The sequence below is a fragment of the Ancylothrix sp. D3o genome, assembly GCF_025370775.1.
GTDB lineage: Bacteria > Cyanobacteriota > Cyanobacteriia > Cyanobacteriales > Oscillatoriaceae > Ancylothrix.
Genome location: NZ_JAMXEX010000004.1, coordinates 153027 through 178478 on the forward strand (window position 1 = coordinate 153027; position 25452 = coordinate 178478).

Genomic DNA, 25452 nt, shown 5'->3' on the forward strand with positions numbered 1-25452 from the left:
CAATAAAAGCCGATGAATCTTAGTACATCTACAGAAACTAACAAAATTTACACCTTTGGCTATGGCAATCGTAAAAACTACGATTCCCTATTAACTTATATTCTAAAGTTTGACGTTAAATATATCATAGATGTGCGTCTTAGTCCTCGTGCTTGGACTCGCACTTGGTACGGGGATAAACTTGAATCTTTCTGTCAATCACAAAATATTCACTATATTTCTAAAACAGCTTTAGGCAATACATCAGGCAAAGAAAATTGGATACCACCCAATAAAAAACAAGCCCAAGAATCGCTGCATGAATTAGCAGAAATTCTCCAACACAGTAGTCTGCTATTATTGTGTGCAGAAATTGATTATAAACGCTGTCACCGGCTCGAAGTTGCCGAATCTTTAAGTAAAATAACCAATGTGCCGGTTATTAACCTACAGTAGCCTTCCCAAAACCCACATCCAGAAAACCTTCACAAACAAAGGAGATATCAGCAGTCACACAACCAATAAGAATCTTCTTGCATCCTCACCTAACACCTCAACCCTCAATTTCACACGCAGCTATTAACTCCTCCATGCTCTCAGGAAAAAGCCGATTTGACACCCTTTTTTCAAACACAGCATAACAATCTTTTTTATCTCCCTCCCGGCGGGGATAACCCAACCACAAAATCACAATATCCCTTTGATCTCCCTGCTGAAATGCTCGAAAAAATAACCGATACCGGCTCGGTAAACCCATCCCTTTTAGCCGAGAATATCCCCGCAAATTATCCCTTAAAGGAAAACGCACAGCAAATGGATCGGCAGGAATATTTTCTTCTACCCCTTGCTTGACAGCCAAGAATAATTTCACCACTGGATGAGAGCGATAATCGCTTTCCGATAGTCGATTCCTTAACCTTGCAGACTCGCTCAACAAATCATTCCACTGTTGGTTAAATATCGGGTGGAAACGCACATTCCACCCATTACAAACAATATTACTCATCACAGTCCTCATCCCAATCTAAAGTTACGCCTTCGAGAAGTTTATCAGCCTCAGCCTTCATTTCCTCAGTGTACGTCACCAGTTTAGACGGATCTTTCATCACCTCATCCCAGAGAAAATCAAGAAACATCCGCATCATCATCGGGTTTTTTTCTTCCTCATCCCGATCATCCTCCTCATCCTCATTCACCAAACGCACCAACAGCGTATTATCGGATAACACCTCTATTTGCAGATTCGCATTTTTCCAGTGGGGATTTTCCTTATAAAATTCCACCGGCACCGGCAAACTTGCTTTCCCAACTTCCGACGGAGAAACTGTGTAAATTTTTGATTTCATAACTTCTTTCCTCTTAATCACAACCGGCCTACCCCCTTATTTTATATCACTTAAAAATAGTTGAGCAAATTTCTACAACAATTTATACCTAACAATATTTTTTGCTCATAAATTAATTCAACCAAATTTTAACAAAATTCAATTGCCGTAACCGGACTTACCCCTTGTAACCCGCAATTAAAAAACCTAGCAGTTGTGGCCCTTTACTTAACACAGCACAAACTGGCTGACAAAAATTTAAAAATAATGTAAAATAATGTAAGAAAACATAACTAATCTTTACGAAAGACAGCCGGAAAAATGGACGCTTAACCCAAAGAAAAGTTAAGTTAGTGCCAGCCGGTAGTCCTACCTACATTGTAAGCAGACTTTGCGCGAACATTAATTATGCCGCAGAGTCTAAAAGGCAGACCGAATAAATCTGTCAGGGTTCGCATCCGCATCAGCACTATCAAAAAATACCCACCTACCAAACCACGCAGGAGGTTCACCAAAGTGCCGAACCCGCATCTCCAAAAAACCGTCCCCTTGCAACCGGCAGCAAACGGCAAGGGCAAAATCGCCACGACACCCCAAAAAGCCAAAACCCCCACCCACGATCCCCAAGCACAATTTAGCCGGTTTATACAACAGATTCCGGCACCCGTTGCAATGGTCGATAACCAGATGCGCTACATTGCCATAAGTCCTCGCTGGCAAATAGAATACGGACTGCAAAAACAAGAAATTATTGGAAAAATTCACAGCGAAATATTTTCCCATTGCCAAGAAAATTGGCAACAAATCACAGAAGATTGCTTAATAAGCGGCCAAAGTCAAGCCAAACAATGGGAAATTCAACCTTGGTTTAACAGCAGTGGAGAAATGGGAGGACTCATATTAATTGGCAAACAAAATCACACCACCTGCGAAAGCACAAGCGAACAACTCCAAGCCGTATTAGATGCCGTTCCAGGGTTAATTTCTTGGGTAGATTCAGACTTGCGATATATAGGGGTAAACAAACACCTTGCCAACGCCTTTGACTTACCCGCAGAAACCTTTATAAATCAAGAAGTTGGCTTCCTAGAAACAAGCCCCAAACTTGCCAACTGGATACGGGATTTTTTTGTCAGCACCGATAAAACTATAGCCCATGAAATGACCGTTTCCTTACAAGAAGGAGAGCGCAGCTATCTAATTGTTGGCCAGAAATACCATAGAGATAACCGTGCCGTTTTTGTCGGCTTAGACATCACCCAACGCAAACAAGCCGAACAACAACTTCAAAGCGCAAAAGATCAACTACAAGCCGTATTAGATGCCGTTCCAGGGTTAATTTCTTGGGTAGATTCCGACTTAAAATATCTAGGAGTTAATCGACACCTTGCCAGCCACTTTAAACTACCCCAAGACACCTTTGCCGGTAGAGAAGTAGGCTTCATGGAAAGCAAACCAGGATTTGCCGAACTAGCCCGCCAATTTTTCGCCTCTCCTGAAGAAAAAACCTCCCTAGAAGTTAACCTCGGCATCGAAGACAAACGCCGCAGTTATTTAATGGTTGCCCAAAAATATCATCAAGGCAGAAAAGCCGTATTTGTTGGCTTAGATATTAGCGAACGCAAACAAATAGAAGCCGAAATGCGGCGCAGCAAAAACCTCTACCGCACCCTAGCAAGAAACTTTCCCAATGGCGCTGTATGTTTATTTGATTTCCAGTTGCGCTTCACCCTCGCCGAAGGCACAGAATTAGCCAAAATTGGCTTATCCAAACAACTGATGCAAGGCAAAACCCTGTGGGAAGTTTTTCCACCAGAACATTGTGCAATTATTGAACCACTTTATCGCCAAGCATTAGCCGGTGAAACCCACGTTGTGGAAGTTCCCTATGGCGATCAAATTTACCTCACCCACACCCTGCCGGTGAAAAACGAACAAGGCGAAATACTCGCCGGCATGGTAATGACTCAAAACATAACCATCGCCAAACAAGCCGAAGAAGCTATCCGCAAAAGCGAAGAAAGATTTAGACAACAAGCTAGAGAACTCGAACAAACTTTGCAAGAGCTCAAAACCACCCAAACCCAACTCATTCAAACCGAAAAAATGTCAAGTTTGGGGCAATTAGTCGCCGGTGTCGCCCACGAAATTAATAACCCCGTCAGCTTCATTTATGGCAACCTCACCTACGCCCGTCAATACACCCAAGAATTACTCCAACTTCTCGATCTCTATGCCACCCACTATCCCGATCCTCACCCAGAAATTTCTGACTACAGCGAAGGAATGGGGCTGGAATTTTTAAGGAAAGATTTTATCAAACTTTTAGACTCAATGCAAGTCGGAGCAGACCGCATCCGCGAAGTTGTTCTATCCTTGCGGAACTTTTCAAGAATTGATGAATCCCAGAAAAAGCCGGTGGATATTCACTCAGGAATAGACAGCACTTTATTAATATTACAAAACCGCCTCAAAGCCAAAGCAGGCCGGCCCGGAATCGAAGTAATCAAACAATACGCAAACCTGCCATTAATACCCTGCTATGCCGGTCAACTCAACCAAGTCTTTATGAACCTGATCAGCAACGCCATAGATGCCATAGAAGAAAGCTTTATTTCCTGCGAAAAAGCCTCAAAAGTTCCTGATGTGCGAAGCAAAGACAAAGGACAAATAATCATTAAAACCGCCCTTAAACCAGCCGAACTAGAAATCAAAATCAGCGACAACGGACACGGCATGGACGAACAAACCAAAACCCATATATTTGAAGCATTTTACACAACCAAACCTCTCGGAAAAGGAACCGGCCTCGGATTATCAATTAGCCATCAAATCGTCGTAGAAAAACACAAGGGGCAACTCACCTGTCACTCTTCCCCCCACAAAGGAACCCAATTTGTAATTAAAATTCCCCTCCAATAACAACCCCCGGAACGCACAGCAAGCCCCCTCTGCGTTCCTAGTGCGTTTAACAAAACTCGCAACCAAACACAAAAAACTGTTATTTTTAAACCATCAGCTAATATAAAATCTAAAATCTAAAATCTAAAATCCAAATGACCCGCCGCGCCCTCCTGCTAGTCAACCCCCACGCCCGCCGGGGGCAAGAAGGCCGATTGCAAGCCATACAGCAATTGCAATCCCTCGGACTAGAATTAATAGAAGAGTCTGCCGAAAACCCCAAGATTCTCCCTGACTTGATTCGGCAATATCGCCACAAAGTAGACTGCGTAATTATCGGCAGCGGCGATGGCACAATTAATGCCGCCCTCGACGGATTGATCGACACCCAATTACCCTTGGGCATCCTGCCATTAGGAACCGCCAACAACCTCGCCCGCAATCTGGAAATTCCCTCATCCTTGCCCAATGCCTGCCAAATAATTGCCTCTGGCAACCAGCGGCGCATTGATTTAGGCTCGGTTAATGGTAAACCCTTTCTGAACGTTGCCGGCATGGGGTTAAGTGCAGAAATCAACAAAACCGTCAAAAAAGAATTCAAACGACACTGGGGAATTTTTGCCTATATTGCCACCGCCGCGCCGGTGTTGTGGAAAAGCCGGCCTTTTTGGGCCGAAATTTCTAGCAAGGATCAGCAGTTTCGCGTGAAAACTGTCCAAATCACTGTCTGTAATGGACGCTATTATGGCACCGGCCTCAGCGTCGCCCCCGATGCCACCATCGACGACCGCCGACTCGATTTATACTGCATTGAAATACATCACTGGTGGGAAATTTTTGCTTTGCTTCCGGCAATTTTACAAGGCAAGCCGGCCAGAGGTATTCAAACCTTACAAGCCGAAATTATCAACATTTATACCCGGCGGCCTCACGTTGTTGATGTCGATGGTGAAATCGCCAGTATGACACCGGTAGAATTTCGGATTTTACCAGAAATTTTATCTGTCTTTGTACCGGAACCAAGCTAAACAGATTCGCCGGCACCCGCTTCTGTTTTAAATAGTCGCCCGCACCCCAAACAATTTAAAATTAAGCATTTTCAAGACTGTGAAAAAAACCCGAATTCAACAGGGAGAAATATTAATGAAAGCGATCAAAACCCAACCCCCACACTTTGAATGGATAGGGCTGCCGGTGCGCCGACAAGGAGCGCTAATCATTGCCATTCCTGTCTCCTGTTTGATCGCCTCCGTCTTGGCTATATCCTGGTTACGCGACAACACCCTCCAAATACGCGCCCAGAAAGAAAACAGCAACGATATCATCAAGCAAACCAACTACGTTTATAAAACTTTAGTCGATGCTGAAACCGGCATTCGTGGCTACGCCCTCACTAAACGCAATGAATTTCTCGAACCTTATTTAAACGCAAAAACGGCCTTGCCAAAAGCCCTCCAAAAACTCAGAGTCCAAATTCCCGCCAATTCTCCCCAGCAAACACAATTTCAAAAAATTGAGCGTAACATTCAACAAACAATCCTGCTTTTAGATAACACCCTACCTACGCTCAACCGTCAAAACTTAACGCCGCAACCAAGCCAAAAGCTAACCAAGCAATTGCTAGAAGGCAAACAAAAAATGGATGTCTTGCGAGGCATCATCGCTCAATTTTTGAACGTCGAAAAACAACACCAAGAGCAATTAGATCGGCAACTTAAAATTTGGGTAGAATGGACAAATATTGCCCAAATTGCTGCCTTAGTTTTTGGGAGTCTGGCTGCCGTCACCTCTTGGTATTTATTTGATCGCTTACACGGCCAACTCGAAGCCCGCGAAAGCAGCGTACAAGAAAGTAAAATCCACATTCAAGCGGTGGTAGATAACGCCGCCGATGCCATTATTACCCTAGACGAAAAAGGGCAAATTAAATCATTCAATCGGGCGGCAGAGGGCATTTTTGGCTACAATATGTCCGAGATTATGGGCAAAAATTTCCGGCAACTTTTGGGAGAAACTGCTACCTATGAAACCACCAGCGATCCCCTGAGTTATTTTATTGCTACCTCGACGGCAAAAATCTGTTGTTGTCGCCGAGAAAGCATTGGCCTGCGTAAAGATAAAAGTCGATTTTTTATGGATATAGCTATCAGCGAAATGCGCCTCGCTGATCAGCATCTTTTTATTGCCATTTGCCGCGATATTAGCGAACAAAGACAAGTTGATGAAACGCTACGCAACCAAGCCCAACTTTTGGATCTCGCCAACGATAGTATTTTGGTGTGGGATTTTAATGATTGTCTAAGCTACTGGAATCAAGGTTCGAGAAGACTTTATGGCTGGCGCAAAAAAGAAACACTCGGTCAAAATATCCACACTTTATTACAAACAGAATTTCCCCAACCGCTAGAAGAAATTAAAAAAATACTTGTCCAACAAGGTTATTGGGAAGGCGAACTTACCCAAGTTAAACAAGATGGCACAAAAGTTACTGTGGCGACGCGCTGGACTTTACAGCGTGATGAACAACAGCAGCCGATGGCAATTTTACAAATAAATAATGATATTAGCGAACAGAAAAAAATTCAAAATGCTCTGCGCGATTCCCAACAAATGTTACAATTAGTTATTGATAATATTCCCCAATATATTTTGTGGAAAGATCGTAATTCGGTGTTTTTGGGAAGCAATCAAAATGTTGCCTTGATGTCTGGTTTAAATTCACCAGCAGAAATGATAGGAAAAACCGATTATGACTTGCCAATAGAAGCAGAAAGAGCCAAATTTTACCAAGAAGAAGACCAGCGGGTGATAGAAACAAATACTCCAATTTTTCATAGAATTGAAAAATTATCTCTGCCTAATAGCGGCGAGCAAATGTGGGTTGATATCAGCAAAATTCCTCTGACTAATGCCAGTGGTGATGTGGTGGGTATTTTGTGTACTTTTGATGATATTTCCCAACGCCGGCAGGCTGCGGCGGCTTTGGCAGAAAGTGAGCAGCTTTTCCGGGCAACTTTTGAGCAAGCAGCAGTGGGAATGGCTCAAGCTACTTTGGAAGGTAAACTGTTATTGGTCAATCAAAAGTTATGTGATTTGTTGGGAAAAAGTGCCGAAGAATTGCAAGAAATGTACTTTCAAGACATTACACACCCCGAAGATTTGCCGATAGAATTAAAGTATTTAGACGAATTATTAGGCGGAGAAATTAATAGCTATACCATTGAAAAACGCTTTATTCGTTCTGATGGTGAGGCGGTTTGGGCAAATTTGATGGTTTCCGTGCTTTACCATTCAGAGGGCCATCAATCGCTGTTTGGTGTTGTAGAAGATATCCGTGAGCGCAAGCAGGTACAAGAAGCTTTGGTAGCAAGAGCCGATGAATTAGCAAAAATGACGGCGATCTTGGCAAAAACTACTACAAATTTGAAAAAACGTAATCAAGAGCTTGACCAATTTGCTTATGTGGTTTCCCATGATTTAAAAGCTCCTTTGCGAGCAATTGCGAATCTCAGTAGTTGGATAGAAGAAGATTTGCATGAGGTGATGACAGAGGAAACGCAACAGCAAATGAATTTGCTCAGGGGACGGGTTCACCGTATGGAGGCTTTGATTAATGGTTTGCTGGAATATTCGCGTGTGGGGCGTATCCATACAGCGGTAGAGTTAGTAAATGTGGGTAAGTTGCTTATGGATGTAATTGATTCGCTTGCACCGGCCCCGACTTATCAGGTACAGGTGGAAACTCCGATGCCAATTTTTAAAACGCAGCGCTTGCCTTTGGAGCAAGTTTTTTCTAATTTGATAAGTAATGCCATTAAGCACAACCGGAAAAAAGGCGGTTATGTGAAAATTTCTGCTCAAGAACAAGGCGAATTTTATGAGTTTTCGGTGGCAGATGATGGCCCCGGAATTGCTCCCCAGTATCACGAAAAAGTTTTTGTAATTTTTTCGACTCTGGAGGCGCGGGATAAGGTGGAGAACACCGGCATCGGTTTATCTCTGGTGAAAAAAATTGTTGAAACCCAAGGAGGAACGATCAAACTTGATTCACAAGAGGGTCAAGGGGCGACTTTTAGCTTTACCTGGCCCAAAAAAACGGTAACACATTACTAAAATATGGAAGAAAAAATGATTCATTTGCTATTGGTAGAGGATGATGAAGTTGATGTAATGAATGTCCGGCGGGCATTTAAAAAAAATAACATCACAAATCCTCTATATGTTGCCAACAATGGGTTAGAAGCACTGGCTATGTTGCGCGGCGACGCGGATGCCCAGGCGGTTCCTCCTCAGCGTCGGTTGATTTTGCTGGATATTAATATGCCCAAAATGAATGGGATTGAGTTTTTGCGGGAGTTGCGGAACGATCACGACCTCCGCATGATTCCTGTGATTGTGCTTACAACGTCGAATGAAGACCGCGATAAGGTAGAAGCTTATAACTTAAATGTGGCCGGTTATATTCTTAAGCCGGTGACTTTTGCGAGTTTTGTTGAAGCAATTGCTACGCTTAATAAATATTGGACTTTAAGCGAAATTCCTTGAGTTTTTTATTGGGATTTCCAGTTGGGTCAGGAAAAAATACTTCTGGGGAGGGATTACTTTGTTCCCTCCTATATTTTATAAGGGTTAAGCAGTGTCGGTAAAACAAGTTCAAGCAAGCGCCTGGAGTAGTTAAAATGATTCCAGTAGATGCTGTTTTTTATCGGGCGCGATCAAGTGATTTTTATAGGTGATTGGGGCGGACGCATCTTTAGCTCATAAATCGGCCAAAAAATTTTTATAGTAGAGGTTATGGAAGAACTTTTTAAGGTTTTAGTTGTAGATGATGATGAGGTGGATCGCATGACTGTCCGCCGGGCGCTGAAATCAGGAAAGGTGCGGGTAGAATTTCATGAAGCTGGCAACTGTGCGGAGGCTTTTGAGGCGCTGAAAGAACAAGCGTTTGATTGTGCGGTTTTTGATTATTGTTTGCCTGATGGTGATGGTTTGTCTTTGGTGCGAAAAGTGCGAGAAGCTGGGATTAAAATGGCTTTGATTGTTTTAACCGGCCAAGGAGATGAGCAAATTGCTGTGGATTTAATGAAGGCCGGTGCGAGTGATTATCTGTCTAAGTCTCGCGTTGCAGCAGAAAGTTTATGCCGCAGTGTTCGCAATGCTATTCGTATTCATCGGGCGGAAATAGAGGCGGAATTAGCTAATCAAAAGCTTAAGGAAAGTGAGGAACGCTATCGCCTGGTTTTACAAGGTTCTAATGATGGCATTTGGGATTGGGATTTAGAAAAAAATGAGATTTATTGGAATGATCGATTTTTTGAAATTATTGGGGTGGCTCGTAATCAATTTGGGGGAACTTTAGAGGCGTTTTACGAACAATTACACCCCGCAGATCGGCCCCGAATTCAAGAGGCATTTTCAGCCCATTTTAATACCGGGGTGGAGTATAATGTGGAGTTTCGCATCCGCCACGCATCGGGACACTATCGCTATTGTACTTGCCGGGGCAAGGCTCAACGAAATCACGAAGGCTACCCGGTACGAATTGCCGGAATTATTAGCGATATTACGGAAGGAAAGCTGGCTGAAAAGGAGGTATTAAAACAGCACAGACGTTCGCAATTGTTTGCGGAATTAACATTAAAAATAAGGCAGTCTTTGCAAATTGAAGAAATTTTGCAAACAACGGTGGAGGAAGTACGCCAACTTCTGCAAGCTGATCGGGTTTTAATTTACCAAATTGAAGGAAATGGATCGGGAACGGTTGTTACAGAAGCAGTGGTGCCGGGGTGTATGGCGATTGTCGGCAAAAAAATTTTTGATCCTTGTTTTAAAGAGGATTATTTACAGAAGTATGCAGGGGGACGAGTGCGAGCAATCGGGGATTTAAACTCGTCTAAAATGCAGCCGTGTCATATTAAGTTGTTAGAAAAATTTGGTGTTAAAGCAAATTTAGTTGTACCCATTCTTGGCAGTGAACAAACTCGCAACGATCCCAGCAATAAAAATCCTTTATGGGGGTTGTTAATTGCTCATCAATGTACTAAAACGCGGCAATGGACGCAGTTTGAAATTGATTTGTTGAAACAACTGGCAGATCAAGTGAGTGTGGCGCTGTGGCAAGCCCAACTTTTGGAAAAAGAAACTCAACAGCGGCAGCAATTAAGTGAACAAAATGCAGCCTTAGAACAAGCAATTAAGGAATTACAAAAAACCCAGGCGCAGTTAATTCAGTCGGAAAAAATGTCGGGTTTGGGGCAGATGGTGGCGGGGGTAGCGCATGAAATTAATAATCCGGTGACTTTTATTTATGGAAATATTACACCGGCACAGGAGTATATTGAAGATTTGTTGAATGTGCTGCAACTTTATCAACAATATTATCCGATGCCGGTGGGGGCAATTCAAGAGGCTTTGGAAGAGTTGGATTTGGATTTTTTAATGACGGATTTGGATAAGCTATTGTCTTCGATGAAGGTGGGGGCTGATCGAATTCGTCAAATTGTCATGTCTTTGCGAAATTTTGCGCGGCTGGATGAGGCAACTATGAAGCCGGTTAATATTCACGAAGGGTTAGATAATACGCTGCTTTTGTTGCAACATCGCGTCGAAGAAAAAGAAGGAAAGCCGGCTATTAAAATTGTTAAGGAGTATGGCAATTTACCAAAGGTGGAATGTTATGCAAATCAGCTAAATCAAGTTTTTATGAATATTCTTAATAATGCGATTGATGCAATTGAAATGGCAGCAGGTGAGTGGGGATTGGCTATTAGTAAAAATGGGGGTAGTCATCCAATTGTCTATGCAGAATCTCCTCTAATTAATATTCGTACCTGCACTGTCGATGATGAAAGGGTAGAAATCCGAATTTCTGATAATGGAATAGGCATGAAAGAAGAAGTACGTCGGCGGCTTTTTGATCCTTTTTTTACAACAAAGCCGGTGGGGAAAGGAACAGGTTTAGGGCTGGCAATCAGCTATCAAATTATTGTTGATAAACATGGTGGAAATTTAGAATGTGTTTCGATGCCTGAAAAAGGGGCAGAATTTATTATTGCAATTCCTATTTGTCAGCATCCCTCGACTCTCCAAAACCCCGGAGAAAGTTGTCCGGTGTTTATTGGCAGATAGAACCTTAACCCCCTAGCCGCCTTTTCCGACAAGCGAAGGAGGCAGAAAGAGAGGTTTTTGAAGGAAAAAAAGATAATTCATTCTGGTTGCTTTTCCTTTGGAGAGATGGCTAAAAAGAGGTTTTACTGGGTTTAACTTTAAATATTTGGCTGCAAAATAGGAAGGGAAATAATAAACTCTGTACCTTCGCCTATTACAGAATTACAGCGCAAAGTCCCCCCATGTTTTTCAACAACAATTTGATAGCTAATAGCTAATCCTAAGCCCGTGCCTTTTCCAACCGGCTTGGTGGTAAAAAACGGGTCAAAAAGTCTCGGTTTTACTGTTTCAGGAATTCCCATCCCATTGTCAGAAATTGAGATTTGGACATTGTTATTATCTGTAACCGAAGTAACAATGTTAATCGTGCTAGGATTGGTATTAATTTCTTCAGCAGTGATGCGAAATAGGCGTTCGTCTAAAGCATCAATAGCATTGCTGAGGATGTTCATAAATACCTGATTAAGCTGGCCGGCGTAACATTCCACCAAGGGCAATTTTCCATAGTTTTTGATAACTTGAATTTCGGGATGATTGGGTTTAGCTTTTATCCGGTTCTGCAAAATTGTTAAAGTGCTATCAATTCCTTCGTGGAGATCCACTTGTTTGACAATTGCTTCATCCAGACGGGAGAAAGTTCGCAGCGATTTAACAATCTCTGAAATACGCTGAGCACCCACTTTCATTGAATCCAGCAATTTGGGTAAATCTTCTTGGATAAATTCTAAATCGATAGCTTCAATTTCTGCCTCAATTTCTGGGGTGGCTTGCGGGTAAGCTTGACGATACATTTCAACTAACTTTAATAAATCTTCGGAATATTCTTTAGCGGGAGTAACATTGCCGTAAATAAAGCTGACAGGATTATTAATTTCATGGGCCACTCCCGCCACCATTTGACCGAGAGATGACATTTTTTCAGCTTGGATAAGTTGAGTTTGAGTGCGAGTTAGTTGCTGCATTGCTTGTTCGAGTTCTTGGCTTTTTGTCGTTGCTTCTGCGGCAGTTTGACGCATCTGTTCATAAAGTTCTGCTTGGTTTATGGCAATCGCTAACTGTTCAGCAAGGGCTTGCAAAAGGTTAAGTTCTTCATCTTTCCAAGCCCGCATAGAAGTACAACTAACACAGCCAATCACTCCCAGTTTTTCGGAACGGGTTTTTATGGGTAAATCTATTAAAGATTTGTAGCCTAAAGAGCTAAAAAATTGTCGTTCTACGGGGTCAGCAATGGTAGAAATATCATCGTATCGATAAGTTTCTTGCTTATAAATATTCTGGGCCAGACTTCCTGTAATATCTGCTGGAAAGTACCCTAAAACTGAAAATAGATCCTGATTCTTTGCTTCATGGAGGACGTCCCAAGCTGGCGGCTGTGCGTTGGGCAAAAACCACAGAAATATACAGCGATCAAGGTGTAATAAAGTATAAATTTCTTGCACCGCTGTTGACAAAATAGTATCCAGTTCTAAAGAGTTTCGGATTTGCGTTGCCAAACAGTTAATTAATGCTTGCCTTTGGGCTAATTCTCGATATTGGGCTTCACTTTGCTGTAAGGCAATTTCCGCATTTTTACGCAGGGTTATATCTACACCAATTCCCCAAGTTTCCCACCCCGGAACAGGAAAATACTTAGAAATGTTTGACCAAGCAATCGTTTTAGTTGTTCCATCTTTGGCAAGAACTTCCAGTTCCCAATTCCGATAATCATGGCCGCGTTCTTCCCACTCTGCAAAGATGGCATTCCGATAGTTTTCATCTGGATACATCATTTCAAAAGCTTGCGGATTTCCTTCGATCTCGGCGGCGGAATAGCCGGTTACTCTTTCACATTCTTTGTTCCAGACAATAACGTTGCCATTGGTATCAATTGCATCCAACATCACCGGCATATTTTCTAAAATTAACCGCAATTTTTCCTCGCTTTGTTTAAAAGCAGCTTCGGTGTGTTTGCGCTCAGTTATTTCTATAAAAACACCCCCCAAACCCATCGGAGCCCCATCTATTCCTGGTAACGGAAAATAAGAAGAAAGCCAGTGGCGCTCGATCTCAGGTTCATTCACTATAGTGCCGCTAAATTCTTGGTTGAGAAGGGGAATGCCGGTAGCGATAATTTCTCGAAATATTGGCTCTAAAATCGGCCCCAAATGCGGCTGAATTTCAGTGATGGTTTTGCCAAGTTGCTTTTCAATTGGCACTCCTCCCATCTCAGCTAACTTAGCATTAATTTGCCTAATTCTTAAGTCAGGATCGTAAATCACCAACCCCACCGGCGCCGAGCTAAAAAAGGCATTAAATTGTGCCTGTTTCTGGGCTAATTCTTGTTCTAAAACTTTGCGCTCGGTGATATCCAGCAGCAAGCCATCCCAAATCAAACTTCCATCGCTTTGAAGTTCAGGACGCGCTATTGCTTGAATCCATTTGAGTTTACCCGAAGGAGTAATTATCCGATATGCCCAATTCCAAGACTGCCGTTTTTTCTGAGCATTTGCAACTGACTCATTAAAAATATTTAAATCATCTGGGTGTATAATACTCCACATCAAATCTGCATCTTCCCAAACAGCCTCTGGTTCTATTTCAAATTCATTGCGACACCCAGGACTGATATAATTAAAGTGGTGTTTCTCCCCCTCCTTGTGTTGATATTGATAAATCACCCCTGGAATATTTTCCGCTAAACGTTGGAAGCGGTTCTCCGATTTTTGCAAGGCAATTTCTGCATTTTTTCTCTCGGTTATTTCAAACACAATCAACCCTATCCCCACCGGCTCTCCTTCCTCCGAACATAAAGGAAGATAAGAAGCCAGCCAAGTCCTCTCTACCCCAGGTTTTTGAGAAGTTTTACCATTAATTTCTATATTAATAATCGGTTGTTTCGTAGCAATAACTTTTTCAATAGTTGGCGACAAGCTCGGCTCAAGTTCCGGCAATATTTCCCAAACATTTTTTCCTAAATGCTCGCTAATTGTCGGCCCATTCATCTCGGCAAGAGATGCGTTAATTTGAACAAATCGCAAGTCTCTATCTAAAACCGCAATTCCTAGCGGCGCTGTTTGAACTAACCCATTTAAAAGCGCTTGGTTTTGCAGTAGTTCCTTTTCCAGGGTTTTCCGTTCTGTAATGTCGGTCATAATTGCATATAAACCAACAATTTGACCGTTTTTATCTTTAACCGTCCCCGTTCGCAGAAACACTTCTAGCAAGCCTTTATTTCGGGTTAAAAACTCTACTTCACCCGTCCACGAATTTCCCGCACTCAAGGCTCCGAAAACTTCCTCAAGCTTTTCTTGACTTTTAAAAAGGCTTACATATCCCCCAATTTTATTTAGTTCTTCGGCTGTGTAACCAAACAAATTAACAAAAGCCGGATTATGATAAACAGAGACATTATTTGCATCCGCAATACCAATCGCATCACTCGCACTTTCTACAACTTTTGTAATGCGTAAAAGTGTTTCTTCTGTTTGCTTGCGTTCCGTGATATTGGTTACACTTCCTACATACCCCATTAAACTGCCATCACTGGCAATTTCTGGCACAGCTTTAGACCACACCCAAACCACTTTACCATCTGAATGTAACATCCGAAATTCTGTTTCAAAACTGATTTTTTCTGCTATGACTTGCTGCCAAGCAGTCAAAACACGCTCTCTATCTTCTGGATGCAAACAGTTTGCCCAACCTATGCCAAACGCGCTTTCTTCACTCATTCCCGCCATCAGACACCAGCGCTCATTCACATATAAACAGTTGCCCTTTGCATCAGTGCGAAATATACCCATCGGCGAAAATTTCGCTAAAGTTTCATATTGTTTTTGGCTTTCTCTTAACGCTGCTTCTACTTCTTTAATTTGAGTAACATCGCGTCCCAAAGCATAAACTAATCCTTTATCTAAGAGCGATGTAGAATTCCAAGATATCCATTTATAAGACCCATCTTTGCAACGGTAGCGGTTGACAAATTGCACCACTCGCCTACCATTCTCCATTTGATCTTTTGCCAGAGCAAGGGTTCTTTCTCTGTCTTCTGGGTGAATAATTTCGCTGTAAGGAAACCCTGTAATTTCTTCAACAGAATAGCCTAAAATTGTTTCAACTGCTCGATTGACTCGCTTAAAATATCCATCTCTATCCACAACTACCAGCAAATCTATCGACTCTTTAAAAAATCCATCAAATTCTTCTTGCTTCTGCTGATGTTCTAGTAATGAAGCTTTTAAATGCTCGTTTTCTTTTCTTAATTGTGCCAGTTCTTGTTCGAGTTCCAAGCATGATTTTTTACCCAATTTTTGGGGGATCTTTTTTCCTCGGCTCTCCTGAGAATTACGGTCAGCTTTCATAGTTATTACATTGATTATTTTTTTAGAATACCCAAAATTTTTGGTTACATAACTACCACTGCTCAGATTACTCTACTGCTTCCTTAAAAAAGCCTAAGTTATCAAAGCTACAAAGGGTAGCGGTAATTTTCCCTGTTTGCACCTGTTGGCGCTTTCAATAGACTTTTGTTTGATAACGATCAACTTTGATTAGGATAATTTTAGATATATTACCATATCGCTGAACTCAAGCTAAATTTTTTGCCGGCAAACTTTTATATTGCTTAGATAGAAAAACTCAAAAACACCTACCTAAGCATAAATTCCTTAAACCTGCCGGTTATCCTAATCCCCAGCATCGGCATTCTCAATACCATATTCTTCCCGCAGCAAAGACAACCGACAATCTATCACCAGATTCGCATCAATATAAACATCTATTTTTTGCTTCAGTTTTTACCTACTTCGTAGCACCTCGTAAGCAATAAAAACGCCACATTTTTAGCCGCTTATAATAAGTTTTTATTAAATTTTACCCCCGCCAAAATTGCGCTAAAAATTTCAAAACCAATACAAATATATTAAAATAATAATATCAGCAGCCACACCAAATAATCGCCGTCAGCAAAAAGCGAATTAACTTTAACTATTGGTCAAGTCTCGTACTGTAGCCCGTCACAACGTGCATAATATATGGCACTGCCTATCCCGCCAAATAATGCAGAAAAAACCACCCAAAAATATTGATTTTGCCAAACATTAAGAGTTTCGTGGCATTTGCAAAAACCGCCACAAAATTGATGAGATTTCCTCAACGGTGTTTCTATATTCAAATCAGCCGAATATTTGATTACACCGGCCCCAACAGCCGCCCATTCATCCCAAAAAAGCTAGATCACCGCCTAGAAACCCCGCCCATATATCACAAAGTTTCCGAGGCTAAACCGCCTCTATTGAACTCGTTCCCAGGCTCAGCCTGGGAACAAGAAACGACAATTCAAAGCATCGAAAGCTCCCCAACAACCTCCAAACGCTTAAAATCATTCAAACTCATAAACTTCTCCGCCAAAAGTTCAGCCATAGACGGCGAGATCCAGCCCAACTGCTTAAGCAACTGAATTGCCACAGCATACTTAGCCCGCTTCGCCCCATCCGTCGCCTTAATAGCCAAACCCATCCCCTCACCAACTCTACCGATACACTGCACCCCCTCAGCGCCACTTTTACTCACCAATTCACCGTCACTCAACCGCATCAACTCCGTATCAAACTCACCTTCCCCCGCCACCATAACCGGGTGATTAGTCATCGCACGCACAATGCGCTCTAAATCTAAGCTATCCCCAGAAGCCAGCTTCGCATAAAGCGTTGCCATCTCCCCCAACTGCATAAAATAAGTCGGTACTCCGCAATCATCCCGTGCGCCAATAAACTCAGCCGCCGGCATTCGCAACAACTCCGCCACCTTCGACAAAATAAGCTGCTGCACCGGATGAGAGCGCTGTAAATAACTATTCAAAGGCCAATTTCGCTGCCGGCAAACCGCCAACATCCCCGCGTGTTTTCCAGAGCAATTATACTCAAGCCGGCTATTTTTACCTTCAGGAATCGGGCACTGCAAAGCCGTCGGATCAATATCCGCTCGCCACAGCACATTAAACGCCTGCCGAGCCTGAATTGTCGTCCCTTTATGAGAACTACAGATAATCGCCAAATCCTTATCAGTCAAACCAAAACGCTCCAGCGTGCCGGTCGTTGTGACAGCCAGAGCTTGGAAAGGTTTTAGAGCCGAGCGGATAAACGCAGCCGTTTCTGCATTCCCTGCCACAGACAAAACCCGTCCTCGGTTGTCACACACAGCCGCTTGGACACAATGCGTCGATTCAATAATGCCTTCACGCAACAGCCGGACTTCAAGCTGTGCAGATTGTGTTCGTTTTCCCATTGTCATGGGTTAGACTCTACCACCGTAAAAAAACAAAAGTAAGCGTTTTTAGATTTTATTAAACTTTTTGGTCAACAGTCATTTGTCAATTGTCAAATTTCCATTGTCCATTGTCCATCTTTAATAAGAACCAATCACAGACCAGCACTGACCATTGACAAATGACAAATTCAGCAAAAATTCCAACTCACAACACCAGCCACAACCAAACCCCCCAGCACCGCAAAACTGCGTTTTAACCGGCCCAAAATTGGCTCTACTTGGTGCGTTACAACCAGCCGGTCGCGCAACAAAATCTCCGGCGTTTTTTTCCAGCACTGGCCATCATACCAGCCCGACTCCTCATAAAACACCGTCGAATTCACCAGCCGACCGCGCACATAAGACCAACCCAAATATAACCTCACCAACACCAAAACCACAAGAAAACAAGCACCGGCAGAGCCACTGAGCAAAAAATGACCCAGATACTTCTTTGGCGTATAAGATGCCGCCGCCATCGGCCCAGAAACCAACCAGCTTAACCCCCACACCCAAGCCAGCGCCTTCAAATAACCTTTAAGACTGCCGGTACAACAGCTAAAAAACCACGATTCCTTGAGTTGTTCGTACTCATTCAGCGGTTGTTGCTCATCTGGTACTGGGCACACAGCAATCGAAGTATCCTTCATAAACCTATTCTCCCAGCATTTCTGGTGTAAATGGAATACGTTTTGCGTGACTCCAAAACGCCTCTAAATTGTAAAAATCACGCTCGTTTGGCATCAAAATGTGAACAATCACATCCGCATAATCCAGCAACACCCAACTGCCCTCAGCTTGGCCTGACATTCGCAAAGGAAGCCGGTGTAATTCAGTCTCCACCTTTTGCTGAACCGACATAGAAATTGCCCTTACCTGAACCCGCGAGAAACCCGTCACTATCACAAAATAATCAGCCAGGTAAGAAACCTTATCCACCCCTAGCAGCAAAATATCGCCACCTTTGCGCTCATCCGCAGCCCGCGCCGCAACCACCGCCAAATCAAAGCTAGAATCTTGGTTTAGCGTTGCCATTGTCCCTGAATTCACTTTTGAAGATTCTGTCATTCAAACTCCCGAATTATTAATAAAATTTGTCTTTTCCACCAAAAAAATCTAACCTATCCCCAGTAAACTGTTGCCATATTTTGCCTGATTTTCTAACAGCAACCCGACAGCCTTTAAGCACTTTTCAGCAAATCCAAAGGATGCAGCTTACTTGTTGCCAATTGCAAAGCCCAATTGCGCGTTAAAATTGTTCGGGGGTGAATAAGCTTGCGAGTTTCCAGCAAAAAACCCATGCTGTAATCACAGGTTCGCCAAACACCGGCATACAAATCGCCCAGGCTCAACTGTCGCAACGCCAAAAGCTCAGGAGTGTTGCCCCGACTCGCCTCCAAACTATCCGCCAAAAACACCACACAACTGAGCAAACTCATACCGGGGCTGCCCAAAGTGTGATAGCGAATCGCTTGCAAGATTTCCTCATCGTACACCCCAAACTCCTCAGACGCCACAATCGCACTAACATCAGCGTGGAGCAAATGCGGCTCAGCCTCTTGTACCGGGTCAATTTCCAAGCCTTGAGCCTGCGCCATACTCAGCAAGCGTTGAGGCTTAAAATGCTTCGCCAAGTCGTGCATTAACCCAGCCATAGACGCCTTAGCGCTATCGACCCCGTGAGCGGAGGCCAATTCCACCGCCATTTCTTCCACACCCAAAATGTGTTTCAGCCGAGCCGGGGGTACATTGTCTGCTAACCAGGCGATAACCCGCTCTCGCATCACTTTATATAACTCCTTCAACGAAACCGCGACTGTAGCTACAGCTTATTAGCAGGCTAATTTTTTTTATGGAAATTTTATTTTAGCTTAATTTTCTTTTCTTGTGCTTCCACCTTTTGAGATAAGATAGCTTGCCCTGGCTTGATTGGCTCTCAACATCCTTGAAAGACTTGCTCCCCCTAGCCCGACAGCAAGCCGGTTCTTTGCTCGAAACCGGGTTTCTACACTTTTATTAATCATTCCCAAATTGCCTTTTAAACATTTTTTACTTCCATTTTTTTGATAAAAATCGTTAAAATCATCTATTCAAAGCACTTTCTCTCACTGCAAAAAACAAATCTTCATACCGGCTCAAAGCCCCCTCAAAAGCATAATGACTCATAGCAAACTCCCGCGCTTTTTGCCCCAAAGCCTCCACCTTTTCTGGATTCTTATAAAGATCCAAAATACAAGCCGCCAGCGCTTCTGGATCTTCAGGAGGCACCATAACTCCCCCCTCACTTTCTGTTACCGCACGCGCCGCCGTGCCGGTAGCCGGAACCGAAGCCACAATAGGCCGGCCCGAAGCTAAATGCACCGGAATTTTTGACGGCATATTAAACGAAATCACATTATGTTTCTGCATCACCAAACCCACATCAGCCGCCGCCAGCATCTCTGGCAATCGCTCGTGGGGTTCAAAAGGCAAAAGCATCACATTAGGAGATCCACAAACCTGACAGTAATCATTCAATTCCTGAATTGCCGTCGGTTCCCCGACAATCACAAACACAATCTCAGGAATATGACGCAAAAAAACAGCCGCCTCAATTGCCGTTTCTAAACGTTGCGTCAAACCAATATTCCCCGAATACAAAACAACAAACTTGCCCCCTAAATTATGAGCAGCCCGAAAAGCATTTTCTTTCGGCAAAGGACGAATAAATTTTTCATTCACCCAATTAGGAATTAAAACAATTTTTTCCGGACTCACGCCTTTTGAAACTAAATTCTCCACAAAGCCTTGAGCAATAACACTAATCGTGTGGGAATGTTGATAAGCAAACTTTTCTAAACCCTCAAACACCCGAATCATCATTTTATTTTTCAGCAAACCCACATGAACCGCCGCCTCCGGCAAAATATCTTGAACATTTAAAATCACCGGACACCGGCGCAACAATCCCAACAAAGTAGCCGGTAAACAAATCGGCAGCGGCGGCACCGTCGCCAAAACCACATCCGGCGGCCAACTTTTTAGGGCGTGTACCATCGATGTACAAACAAAACTCGCATCCAGCAAAATCCTGTCTAACAAACCTGGATGAGGGCCACGAATCCACAGCGTACTACGCTGCACTGTCACCGAGTTAATAACTTCCGTCATGTACCACCGGCCTTGATACCCCGGATAAATTCGCCGTTCTGGATAATTTGGCATCCCAGTCACAACGCGGACTTGATGGCCTCGCTGCGCTAAACCTTCGGCGAGTTCCGTCATTAGAGGGGCAATGCCAATGAGTTCCGGGTGGTAATTGTAAGAATAAATAAGAATACGCATCGTCTGTAATTGTTTGCCTGCTTGCGCTTTGGCGCATGATTCCTTCAATCTAAAAGCCCTGATTTTAAATTTGAAACCCATAGGTCTCAAATCTTTACGAAAAAGCTTGATTCACTCAGTCTATAGGGGGAATCGCCAATTGGGGATAGTGCACTACCCCTCCCCCGCAGGGTACATCCTAGAAAAAATGCCTTGAGGGGGTTAGGTAATTGCGCTGGCAATTGTTGCTTTTAAGCTTAGTAATACACCCAAAATGATCAAAAATCCCCTTGATTTGTCAATTGGCAACAGTGCCAGATAATAGCTGGATGGTTGTTATCGTTCGCCGCACCGGCCCATACGTCCTGAAAATATTATGGCCTTTAGCGCAGGCTCGATGCCGCAGACAGCGGTGATTCGGGCTGCTTAAAGAGATCGTCGTGTCTTGAGTGCGGCCAGAAAAGTCAGCCTGGCGTTGACTTACCCTTCGGCTACAGGGGTTTGTTTGTCTATCTTATTTTAAGACCGGCATTTTTGTTGATTTCTTATTGGTTATTTAACAAAACGTGGTATTTTCAGGCCGGAACTTAGCAAGGATGAGGCTCTGCTTGCGGTCGCTAACCGCCTCAAAAAGTACCCGCGATTAACCCCCATAGGCGGTATCCAGTGGGGTTGTCTATTTACCTCGTCTCGGCCTCTCTTAAGCTGCAATCGCCTCGACCGCTACGTTTCAAGAGAGCCGGTGCTTTTAAAAGTTTGGCTCGATCTCGCTACAGGTAAAGTATGGCTCGAAGCGCCACCCTCTCCCCAATTATTAATTCTGCTGGGCCTTATTGCCTCGCCGCCGCCATAATTCTCTGCTAATTCTTTTAAGAACATTAAATATATCCAAAGGGTCTGCTACCCCGGACTGAAAATCGCTATTAATAAAAGCAGGTGCAATTCGTTTCTATACGTTTATGATGGATAGCCCAAAATAACCCAATCAAAGGAGGCTGCTATGATTTCTTTACCTTTGCGTAAGTTTATCGCGCCGTTGATGCTGTCGGTGTTGTTGTTAGTGACGGCCTGTAGTGGGGCCAAAGAGCCGAGCCGGTGGGATGGGGCTCAGCAGGAAAGTACCCAACGAGGTGCAAAAGTTCAGCCGGCTAACCCCTCAGATCGCGGTGCGTCTGTCCCTGGAGTACCCAACAATGCGCCGGCGGGCAAAGCTGTTTCTGGTGGCAGTTTTAATAAATATTTCCCGGCTTCTAGCGGTGGCTATACCCGCGTTTTCTCACAAGAAAAAGCCGGTTTTGCTGAAGCTAAACTCAACCAAGGTGGCAAAAATGTTGCCGTTCTGTCTGTGAATGACTTAGCTGCTAACCCCACCGCCCTCAGCAAATACCAAACCAGCAATAAAACCATCGCTGGATATCCCGCTGCTGTCCAAGGAAACGGCACAAGTGTTTTAGTCGGAGGACGCTATCAAGTCAAAGTCCAATCCCGCGACACTTCTTTTACGGCAGATGATCGTGAAGATTGGCTGCAAAAGTTTAACCTCAGTGGTATTTCCACAATCAAAAAATAACTAGCGCTTTAGCATCTACCGACTTAACCAACCAGAAATTAAGGAATTTTACATGAGCAAACCGATTTTTCAATTGGTGGATGAACTACCTACCAATAACCTGACTGTTAAAGCTTTGCACACTTTGGATTTTGTGATTCCGGGCGAATGGCAAAATATAGTGGGTTTCACAAATACGATTAAGGCTGTCACCGGCGAAACTGATGAGGATTTAATTCAGCAAATTGGTGAACGCGCTATCTGGTTGTATAATGACAAATCCCAAGGCTATCAACGGGCGCTATGGTTGTATGAAACGGTTAATAGTGCCGGTGGTACTTTAGGCGCGGCTGCTATGGCGAATAAAATTTCTCAAGATATTGGATTTCTTGGGTTTTTGGGAAATATTACTCCCAAACCTGAAAAAGCCCAAACAATTGATTTATCGCTGAAAGTTGTTACGGAATTGTTGGCTTTTTGTCAAATAAATGGCATTCCTGGTGACAGCATTGGCGATTTTGTGATGTCGCTTGGCGACTACGGTGGTGAGTCTTTGATGCGGATGGTGGCGTTGATTTGTTTTGATGGTTTGATTCCGCTGGGCCCGGATTTTATCTTAAAGGCGCAATCAAATCTCAATCAAGCCCAACCTTCTGATTTCCAACAAAATCCTGTTTTTAAACAAATGGAAAGTTTGATTCCGGGGGGCAATACAGCAGGGAAGTTAGGTTTTATTGGGGAAAGTTTTTCTTCTATTTCTGGTTGGATGGGTAATTTTGCTGCCAGCAAAGGTTTAACTCCTCAGAATGTGATGGCTAATCTCCAAACTGTTGTGGAAGTTTCTGCGGATAAGTTTGATTATGTGGCTGGTTTTCTCGATATGAGCACCAACTACTATTACCACACGGGGGTTCAAACTCTAGCTCGGCGTTTAATTGAACGCGCTTCTGCTGAAATTTAACTCTCACAAACCTCTTTCTGCTTTGTAGGGGCAATTCCTGTTATGGTTGCCCTCTTTTATTTCTTGTTCCCTGGCTTTGCCACATAATGCGATCAGCAAGGCTCTGCCAGGGGTTTATTTTTTTAAAGGCCGCTATCACCGGCTAAAATTATAAAATATTGAATATCGAAAATCTAAAATTATATGCAGGTTGGTAGTTCTAAAAATGCGAGATTAATTGAAGTATTTTCGGCGATTCAAGGCGAAGCGCTGAATATTGGAACGCGACAAATTTTTATCCGTTTTGCAATTTGTGATTTGCGTTGTAGTTATTGCGATAGTGCTCACACTTGGCAGGTGCCGGCGCAGGTTCGTATTGAGCGTACCCCAGGATTGCGGGATTTTGAATTTCATGCAAATCCTGTACAAATATCGGATTTGTTGACATGGGTAGAGCGTCAAAATCAACCAGGTTTGCATGATAGTATCAGTCTCACCGGCGGGGAACCGTTGTTACACGCGCCTTTTTTGGTGGAGTTTTTGCCGCTAGTCAAACGTTTAACCGGCCTGCCGATTTATTTGGAAACGGGCGGACACCGGCCCACTGAGTTAGCGATGGTGTTGCATGATTTGGATTCGGTAGGGATGGATATAAAATTGCCGAGTGTCAGCGGTGAGAGTCACTGGGAAGCACACCGGCAGTTTTTGCAGTTGTGTGTGGATGCAGAAAAAGAGGTATTTGTCAAGATAATTATTTCGAGTGAAACGGTAGCGGGGGAGTTAGAAAAAGCGGCGGAGTTGGTAGCAGCAGTGAGTGAAAAAGTGCCGGTTTATTTGCAGCCGGTGACACCGTTGCGGGAGGAAGAAAAAGCGAGAATGAAAGGAGAAAAAAACGATAAGTTGTTATTAGCGCCGTCTCCTGAGCAAGTATTACAATGGCAAGGTTTAATGAAGCGTTATTTAAAACAAGTGCGAGTGATTCCACAAACCCATAAGATGTTGAATCAATTGTAATGAAATTGGGGATAGGGAAAAAGCCTAATTCCCAATCCCTAATTCGCAATTTTCAATTTTAATAAATTGTTTCTGATTGTGTGGTTTCACGGGGCATTTTGGTTTTGCCTTTGGCTTTGGTGGCGCTGCGTTTCAAGGCTTGTAAACGGGCTTCATATTTGGCGCGGAGGCGTTTTTTGGGTGTTTGTTCGATGAGGGTTTTGAGGGCACTTCCGAGACTTTTGTAGGCGTTGGGGATGGAATAGCCGAAACGGGTGGCGAGGGCGATAGCTTTTTCGTCGGCGTCGATGGCTTCGTTGATGAGTTTGTCGCCGTTATTTTTTTGATAAAGCCGGTAGCCTGAGACTCCACAGAGAGCGAGGGCGAGGATGAGGAGTAAACCATCTTGTACCCAAAGTTCACCGACGGCGCCGCCTAAACCAATAGCGAGGGCTGCCATTTCCCAGCCTTCTTTGGAGATGGTGTCATTTTGAATGCGGGCGACTTCGTGCCAAAATAGGAGGTTGCGCTGATCGAGGGCGAGTTGCTCCCAGCGGATGAGATCGACTTGGATCTCTACTTGATCTTTGCCTATTTCTTCGGAGCGGATGAGGGGTGGGTTAACTTCGATGGTTTTTTCTACCATAACCCAGCTTTGCAGTTCTGGGGGGAGTAAGCCTTTGAGCCGCCGTAGTTCGTTCATTTCGGCTTTGGCGGTGGAGGTTGAATAGGATGTCATAGAATCTAGCCTCTATAGGTTTTTTTTCAAAATACGGCTTTTTTTCTTTTAGATATTGTAATTGTTCACCGGCTCGCTTGAGGAGTGGGCCGGTGTGGGTTTCCCCCCTGTGAGTGGGGTTTTATAGGAGAGGTAGGTTTGTGGGGGCCAATTTATGGCAGCGAAATTTTGCGTAGTTTTTCCTTTTTTAAAAAATACTTTTGTTTTTTAAAGACATAACAATTTCAGAGTAGAAACCAAAGACTAAAAAGCTTACCATTAACAGTGGTAA

Annotated in this window: 18 protein-coding genes; 9 read left to right on the top strand and 9 right to left on the bottom strand. The window is 43.5% G+C overall.

Going from position 1 to position 25452, the window contains the following annotated elements; all coding sequences use genetic code 11:
• The first annotated feature begins 12 nt into the window (after positions 1 to 12).
• Positions 13 to 435, top strand: a complete 423-nt coding sequence (locus NG798_RS09975; protein WP_261222364.1) for a DUF488 domain-containing protein — start codon at positions 13 to 15, stop codon at positions 433 to 435.
• Positions 436 to 532: 97 nt separating this feature from the next.
• Here the strand turns inward: NG798_RS09975 and NG798_RS09980 are convergent, their stop codons facing one another.
• Positions 533 to 985 (bottom strand): type II toxin-antitoxin system YhaV family toxin, encoded by a 453-nt coding sequence (locus NG798_RS09980; protein WP_261222365.1) that lies wholly within the window; start codon positions 983 to 985, stop codon positions 533 to 535.
• Positions 978 to 1325 (bottom strand): hypothetical protein, encoded by a 348-nt coding sequence (locus NG798_RS09985; RefSeq protein ID WP_261222366.1) that lies wholly within the window; start codon positions 1323 to 1325, stop codon positions 978 to 980. The genes NG798_RS09980 and NG798_RS09985 overlap by 8 nt, the downstream gene beginning before the upstream one ends.
• Before the next feature lie 495 nt (positions 1326 to 1820).
• Here NG798_RS09985 and NG798_RS09990 point away from each other — a divergent pair, with 495 nt between their 5' ends.
• The 5 genes from NG798_RS09990 to NG798_RS10010 all read left to right on the top strand — a co-directional run bounded on the left by NG798_RS09990 (position 1821) and on the right by NG798_RS10010 (position 11333).
• Positions 1821 to 4226: a PAS domain-containing protein gene (locus tag NG798_RS09990; protein WP_261222367.1), complete on the top strand. Its 2406-nt coding sequence runs from the start codon at positions 1821 to 1823 to the stop codon at positions 4224 to 4226.
• A 134-nt stretch (positions 4227 to 4360) separates the two neighbouring features.
• Positions 4361 to 5233: a lipid kinase gene (locus NG798_RS09995; protein ID WP_261222368.1), complete on the top strand. Its 873-nt coding sequence runs from the start codon at positions 4361 to 4363 to the stop codon at positions 5231 to 5233.
• A gap of 115 nt (positions 5234 to 5348) precedes the next feature.
• A complete protein-coding gene (locus tag NG798_RS10000; RefSeq protein ID WP_261222369.1) occupies positions 5349 to 8318 on the top strand; it encodes a PAS domain S-box protein in 2970 nt (989 codons plus the stop codon).
• A 15-nt stretch (positions 8319 to 8333) separates the two neighbouring features.
• Positions 8334 to 8750, top strand: a complete 417-nt coding sequence (locus NG798_RS10005; protein ID WP_317619577.1) for a response regulator — start codon at positions 8334 to 8336, stop codon at positions 8748 to 8750.
• 249 nt (positions 8751 to 8999) lie between these two features.
• Positions 9000 to 11333, top strand: a complete 2334-nt coding sequence (locus NG798_RS10010) for an ATP-binding protein (protein ID WP_261222371.1) — start codon at positions 9000 to 9002, stop codon at positions 11331 to 11333.
• A gap of 137 nt (positions 11334 to 11470) precedes the next feature.
• On the opposite strand, the gene NG798_RS10015 is transcribed toward NG798_RS10010, so the two are convergent.
• From NG798_RS10015 to NG798_RS10040, 6 genes are all read right to left on the bottom strand, one after another.
• Positions 11471 to 15640: a PAS domain S-box protein gene (locus NG798_RS10015; protein WP_261222372.1), complete on the bottom strand. Its 4170-nt coding sequence runs from the start codon at positions 15638 to 15640 to the stop codon at positions 11471 to 11473.
• 1048 nt (positions 15641 to 16688) lie between these two features.
• Entirely contained in the window at positions 16689 to 17642 is a 954-nt protein-coding gene (locus NG798_RS10020) for an asparaginase (protein WP_261222373.1), read from the bottom strand.
• A 164-nt stretch (positions 17643 to 17806) separates the two neighbouring features.
• On the bottom strand, positions 17807 to 18307 hold the full coding sequence (locus tag NG798_RS10025; RefSeq protein ID WP_261222374.1) for a CGLD27 family protein: 501 nt from the start codon (positions 18305 to 18307) through the stop codon (positions 17807 to 17809).
• 4 nt (positions 18308 to 18311) lie between these two features.
• Positions 18312 to 18725 (bottom strand): ribosome silencing factor, encoded by a 414-nt coding sequence (gene rsfS / locus NG798_RS10030; RefSeq protein ID WP_261222375.1) that lies wholly within the window; start codon positions 18723 to 18725, stop codon positions 18312 to 18314.
• A gap of 113 nt (positions 18726 to 18838) precedes the next feature.
• On the bottom strand, positions 18839 to 19441 hold the full coding sequence (gene yqeK, locus NG798_RS10035; protein ID WP_261222619.1) for a bis(5'-nucleosyl)-tetraphosphatase (symmetrical) YqeK: 603 nt from the start codon (positions 19439 to 19441) through the stop codon (positions 18839 to 18841).
• A gap of 298 nt (positions 19442 to 19739) precedes the next feature.
• The gene (locus NG798_RS10040) at positions 19740 to 20981 is read right to left on the bottom strand and encodes a glycosyltransferase family 4 protein (protein WP_261222620.1); all 1242 of its coding nucleotides are present in this window, start codon (positions 20979 to 20981) and stop codon (positions 19740 to 19742) included.
• Positions 20982 to 21960: 979 nt separating this feature from the next.
• Here NG798_RS10040 and NG798_RS10045 point away from each other — a divergent pair.
• The 3 genes from NG798_RS10045 to NG798_RS10055 all read left to right on the top strand — a co-directional run bounded on the left by NG798_RS10045 (position 21961) and on the right by NG798_RS10055 (position 24463).
• Positions 21961 to 22530: a hypothetical protein gene (locus NG798_RS10045; protein ID WP_261222376.1), complete on the top strand. Its 570-nt coding sequence runs from the start codon at positions 21961 to 21963 to the stop codon at positions 22528 to 22530.
• A gap of 52 nt (positions 22531 to 22582) precedes the next feature.
• Positions 22583 to 23470, top strand: a complete 888-nt coding sequence (locus tag NG798_RS10050; protein ID WP_261222377.1) for a hypothetical protein — start codon at positions 22583 to 22585, stop codon at positions 23468 to 23470.
• A gap of 183 nt (positions 23471 to 23653) precedes the next feature.
• Positions 23654 to 24463, top strand: a complete 810-nt coding sequence (locus tag NG798_RS10055; RefSeq protein WP_261222378.1) for a 7-carboxy-7-deazaguanine synthase QueE — start codon at positions 23654 to 23656, stop codon at positions 24461 to 24463.
• 58 nt (positions 24464 to 24521) lie between these two features.
• Here the strand turns inward: NG798_RS10055 and NG798_RS10060 are convergent, their stop codons facing one another.
• Positions 24522 to 25181, bottom strand: a complete 660-nt coding sequence (locus tag NG798_RS10060) for a DUF3318 domain-containing protein (RefSeq protein ID WP_261222379.1) — start codon at positions 25179 to 25181, stop codon at positions 24522 to 24524.
• Positions 25182 to 25452: the final 271 nt, after the last annotated feature.

Coding starts and splice junctions, on each gene's coding strand:
- NG798_RS10020 (WP_261222373.1), bottom strand. CDS start 17,642: ATGACAATGGGAAAACGAACACAATCTGCACAGCTTGAAGTCCGGCTG.
- NG798_RS09985 (WP_261222366.1), bottom strand. CDS start 1,325: ATGAAATCAAAAATTTACACAGTTTCTCCGTCGGAAGTTGGGAAAGCA.
- NG798_RS10055 (WP_261222378.1), top strand. CDS start 23,654: ATGCAGGTTGGTAGTTCTAAAAATGCGAGATTAATTGAAGTATTTTCG.
- NG798_RS09995 (WP_261222368.1), top strand. CDS start 4,361: ATGACCCGCCGCGCCCTCCTGCTAGTCAACCCCCACGCCCGCCGGGGG.
- NG798_RS10005 (WP_317619577.1), top strand. CDS start 8,334: ATGATTCATTTGCTATTGGTAGAGGATGATGAAGTTGATGTAATGAAT.
- NG798_RS10010 (WP_261222371.1), top strand. CDS start 9,000: ATGGAAGAACTTTTTAAGGTTTTAGTTGTAGATGATGATGAGGTGGAT.
- NG798_RS10025 (WP_261222374.1), bottom strand. CDS start 18,307: ATGAAGGATACTTCGATTGCTGTGTGCCCAGTACCAGATGAGCAACAA.
- rsfS (WP_261222375.1), bottom strand. CDS start 18,725: ATGACAGAATCTTCAAAAGTGAATTCAGGGACAATGGCAACGCTAAAC.
- NG798_RS10000 (WP_261222369.1), top strand. CDS start 5,349: ATGAAAGCGATCAAAACCCAACCCCCACACTTTGAATGGATAGGGCTG.
- NG798_RS10040 (WP_261222620.1), bottom strand. CDS start 20,981: ATGCGTATTCTTATTTATTCTTACAATTACCACCCGGAACTCATTGGC.
- NG798_RS10045 (WP_261222376.1), top strand. CDS start 21,961: ATGATTTCTTTACCTTTGCGTAAGTTTATCGCGCCGTTGATGCTGTCG.
- NG798_RS10050 (WP_261222377.1), top strand. CDS start 22,583: ATGAGCAAACCGATTTTTCAATTGGTGGATGAACTACCTACCAATAAC.
- yqeK (WP_261222619.1), bottom strand. CDS start 19,441: ATGCGAGAGCGGGTTATCGCCTGGTTAGCAGACAATGTACCCCCGGCT.
- NG798_RS09980 (WP_261222365.1), bottom strand. CDS start 985: ATGAGTAATATTGTTTGTAATGGGTGGAATGTGCGTTTCCACCCGATA.
- NG798_RS10060 (WP_261222379.1), bottom strand. CDS start 25,181: ATGACATCCTATTCAACCTCCACCGCCAAAGCCGAAATGAACGAACTA.
- NG798_RS09975 (WP_261222364.1), top strand. CDS start 13: ATGAATCTTAGTACATCTACAGAAACTAACAAAATTTACACCTTTGGC.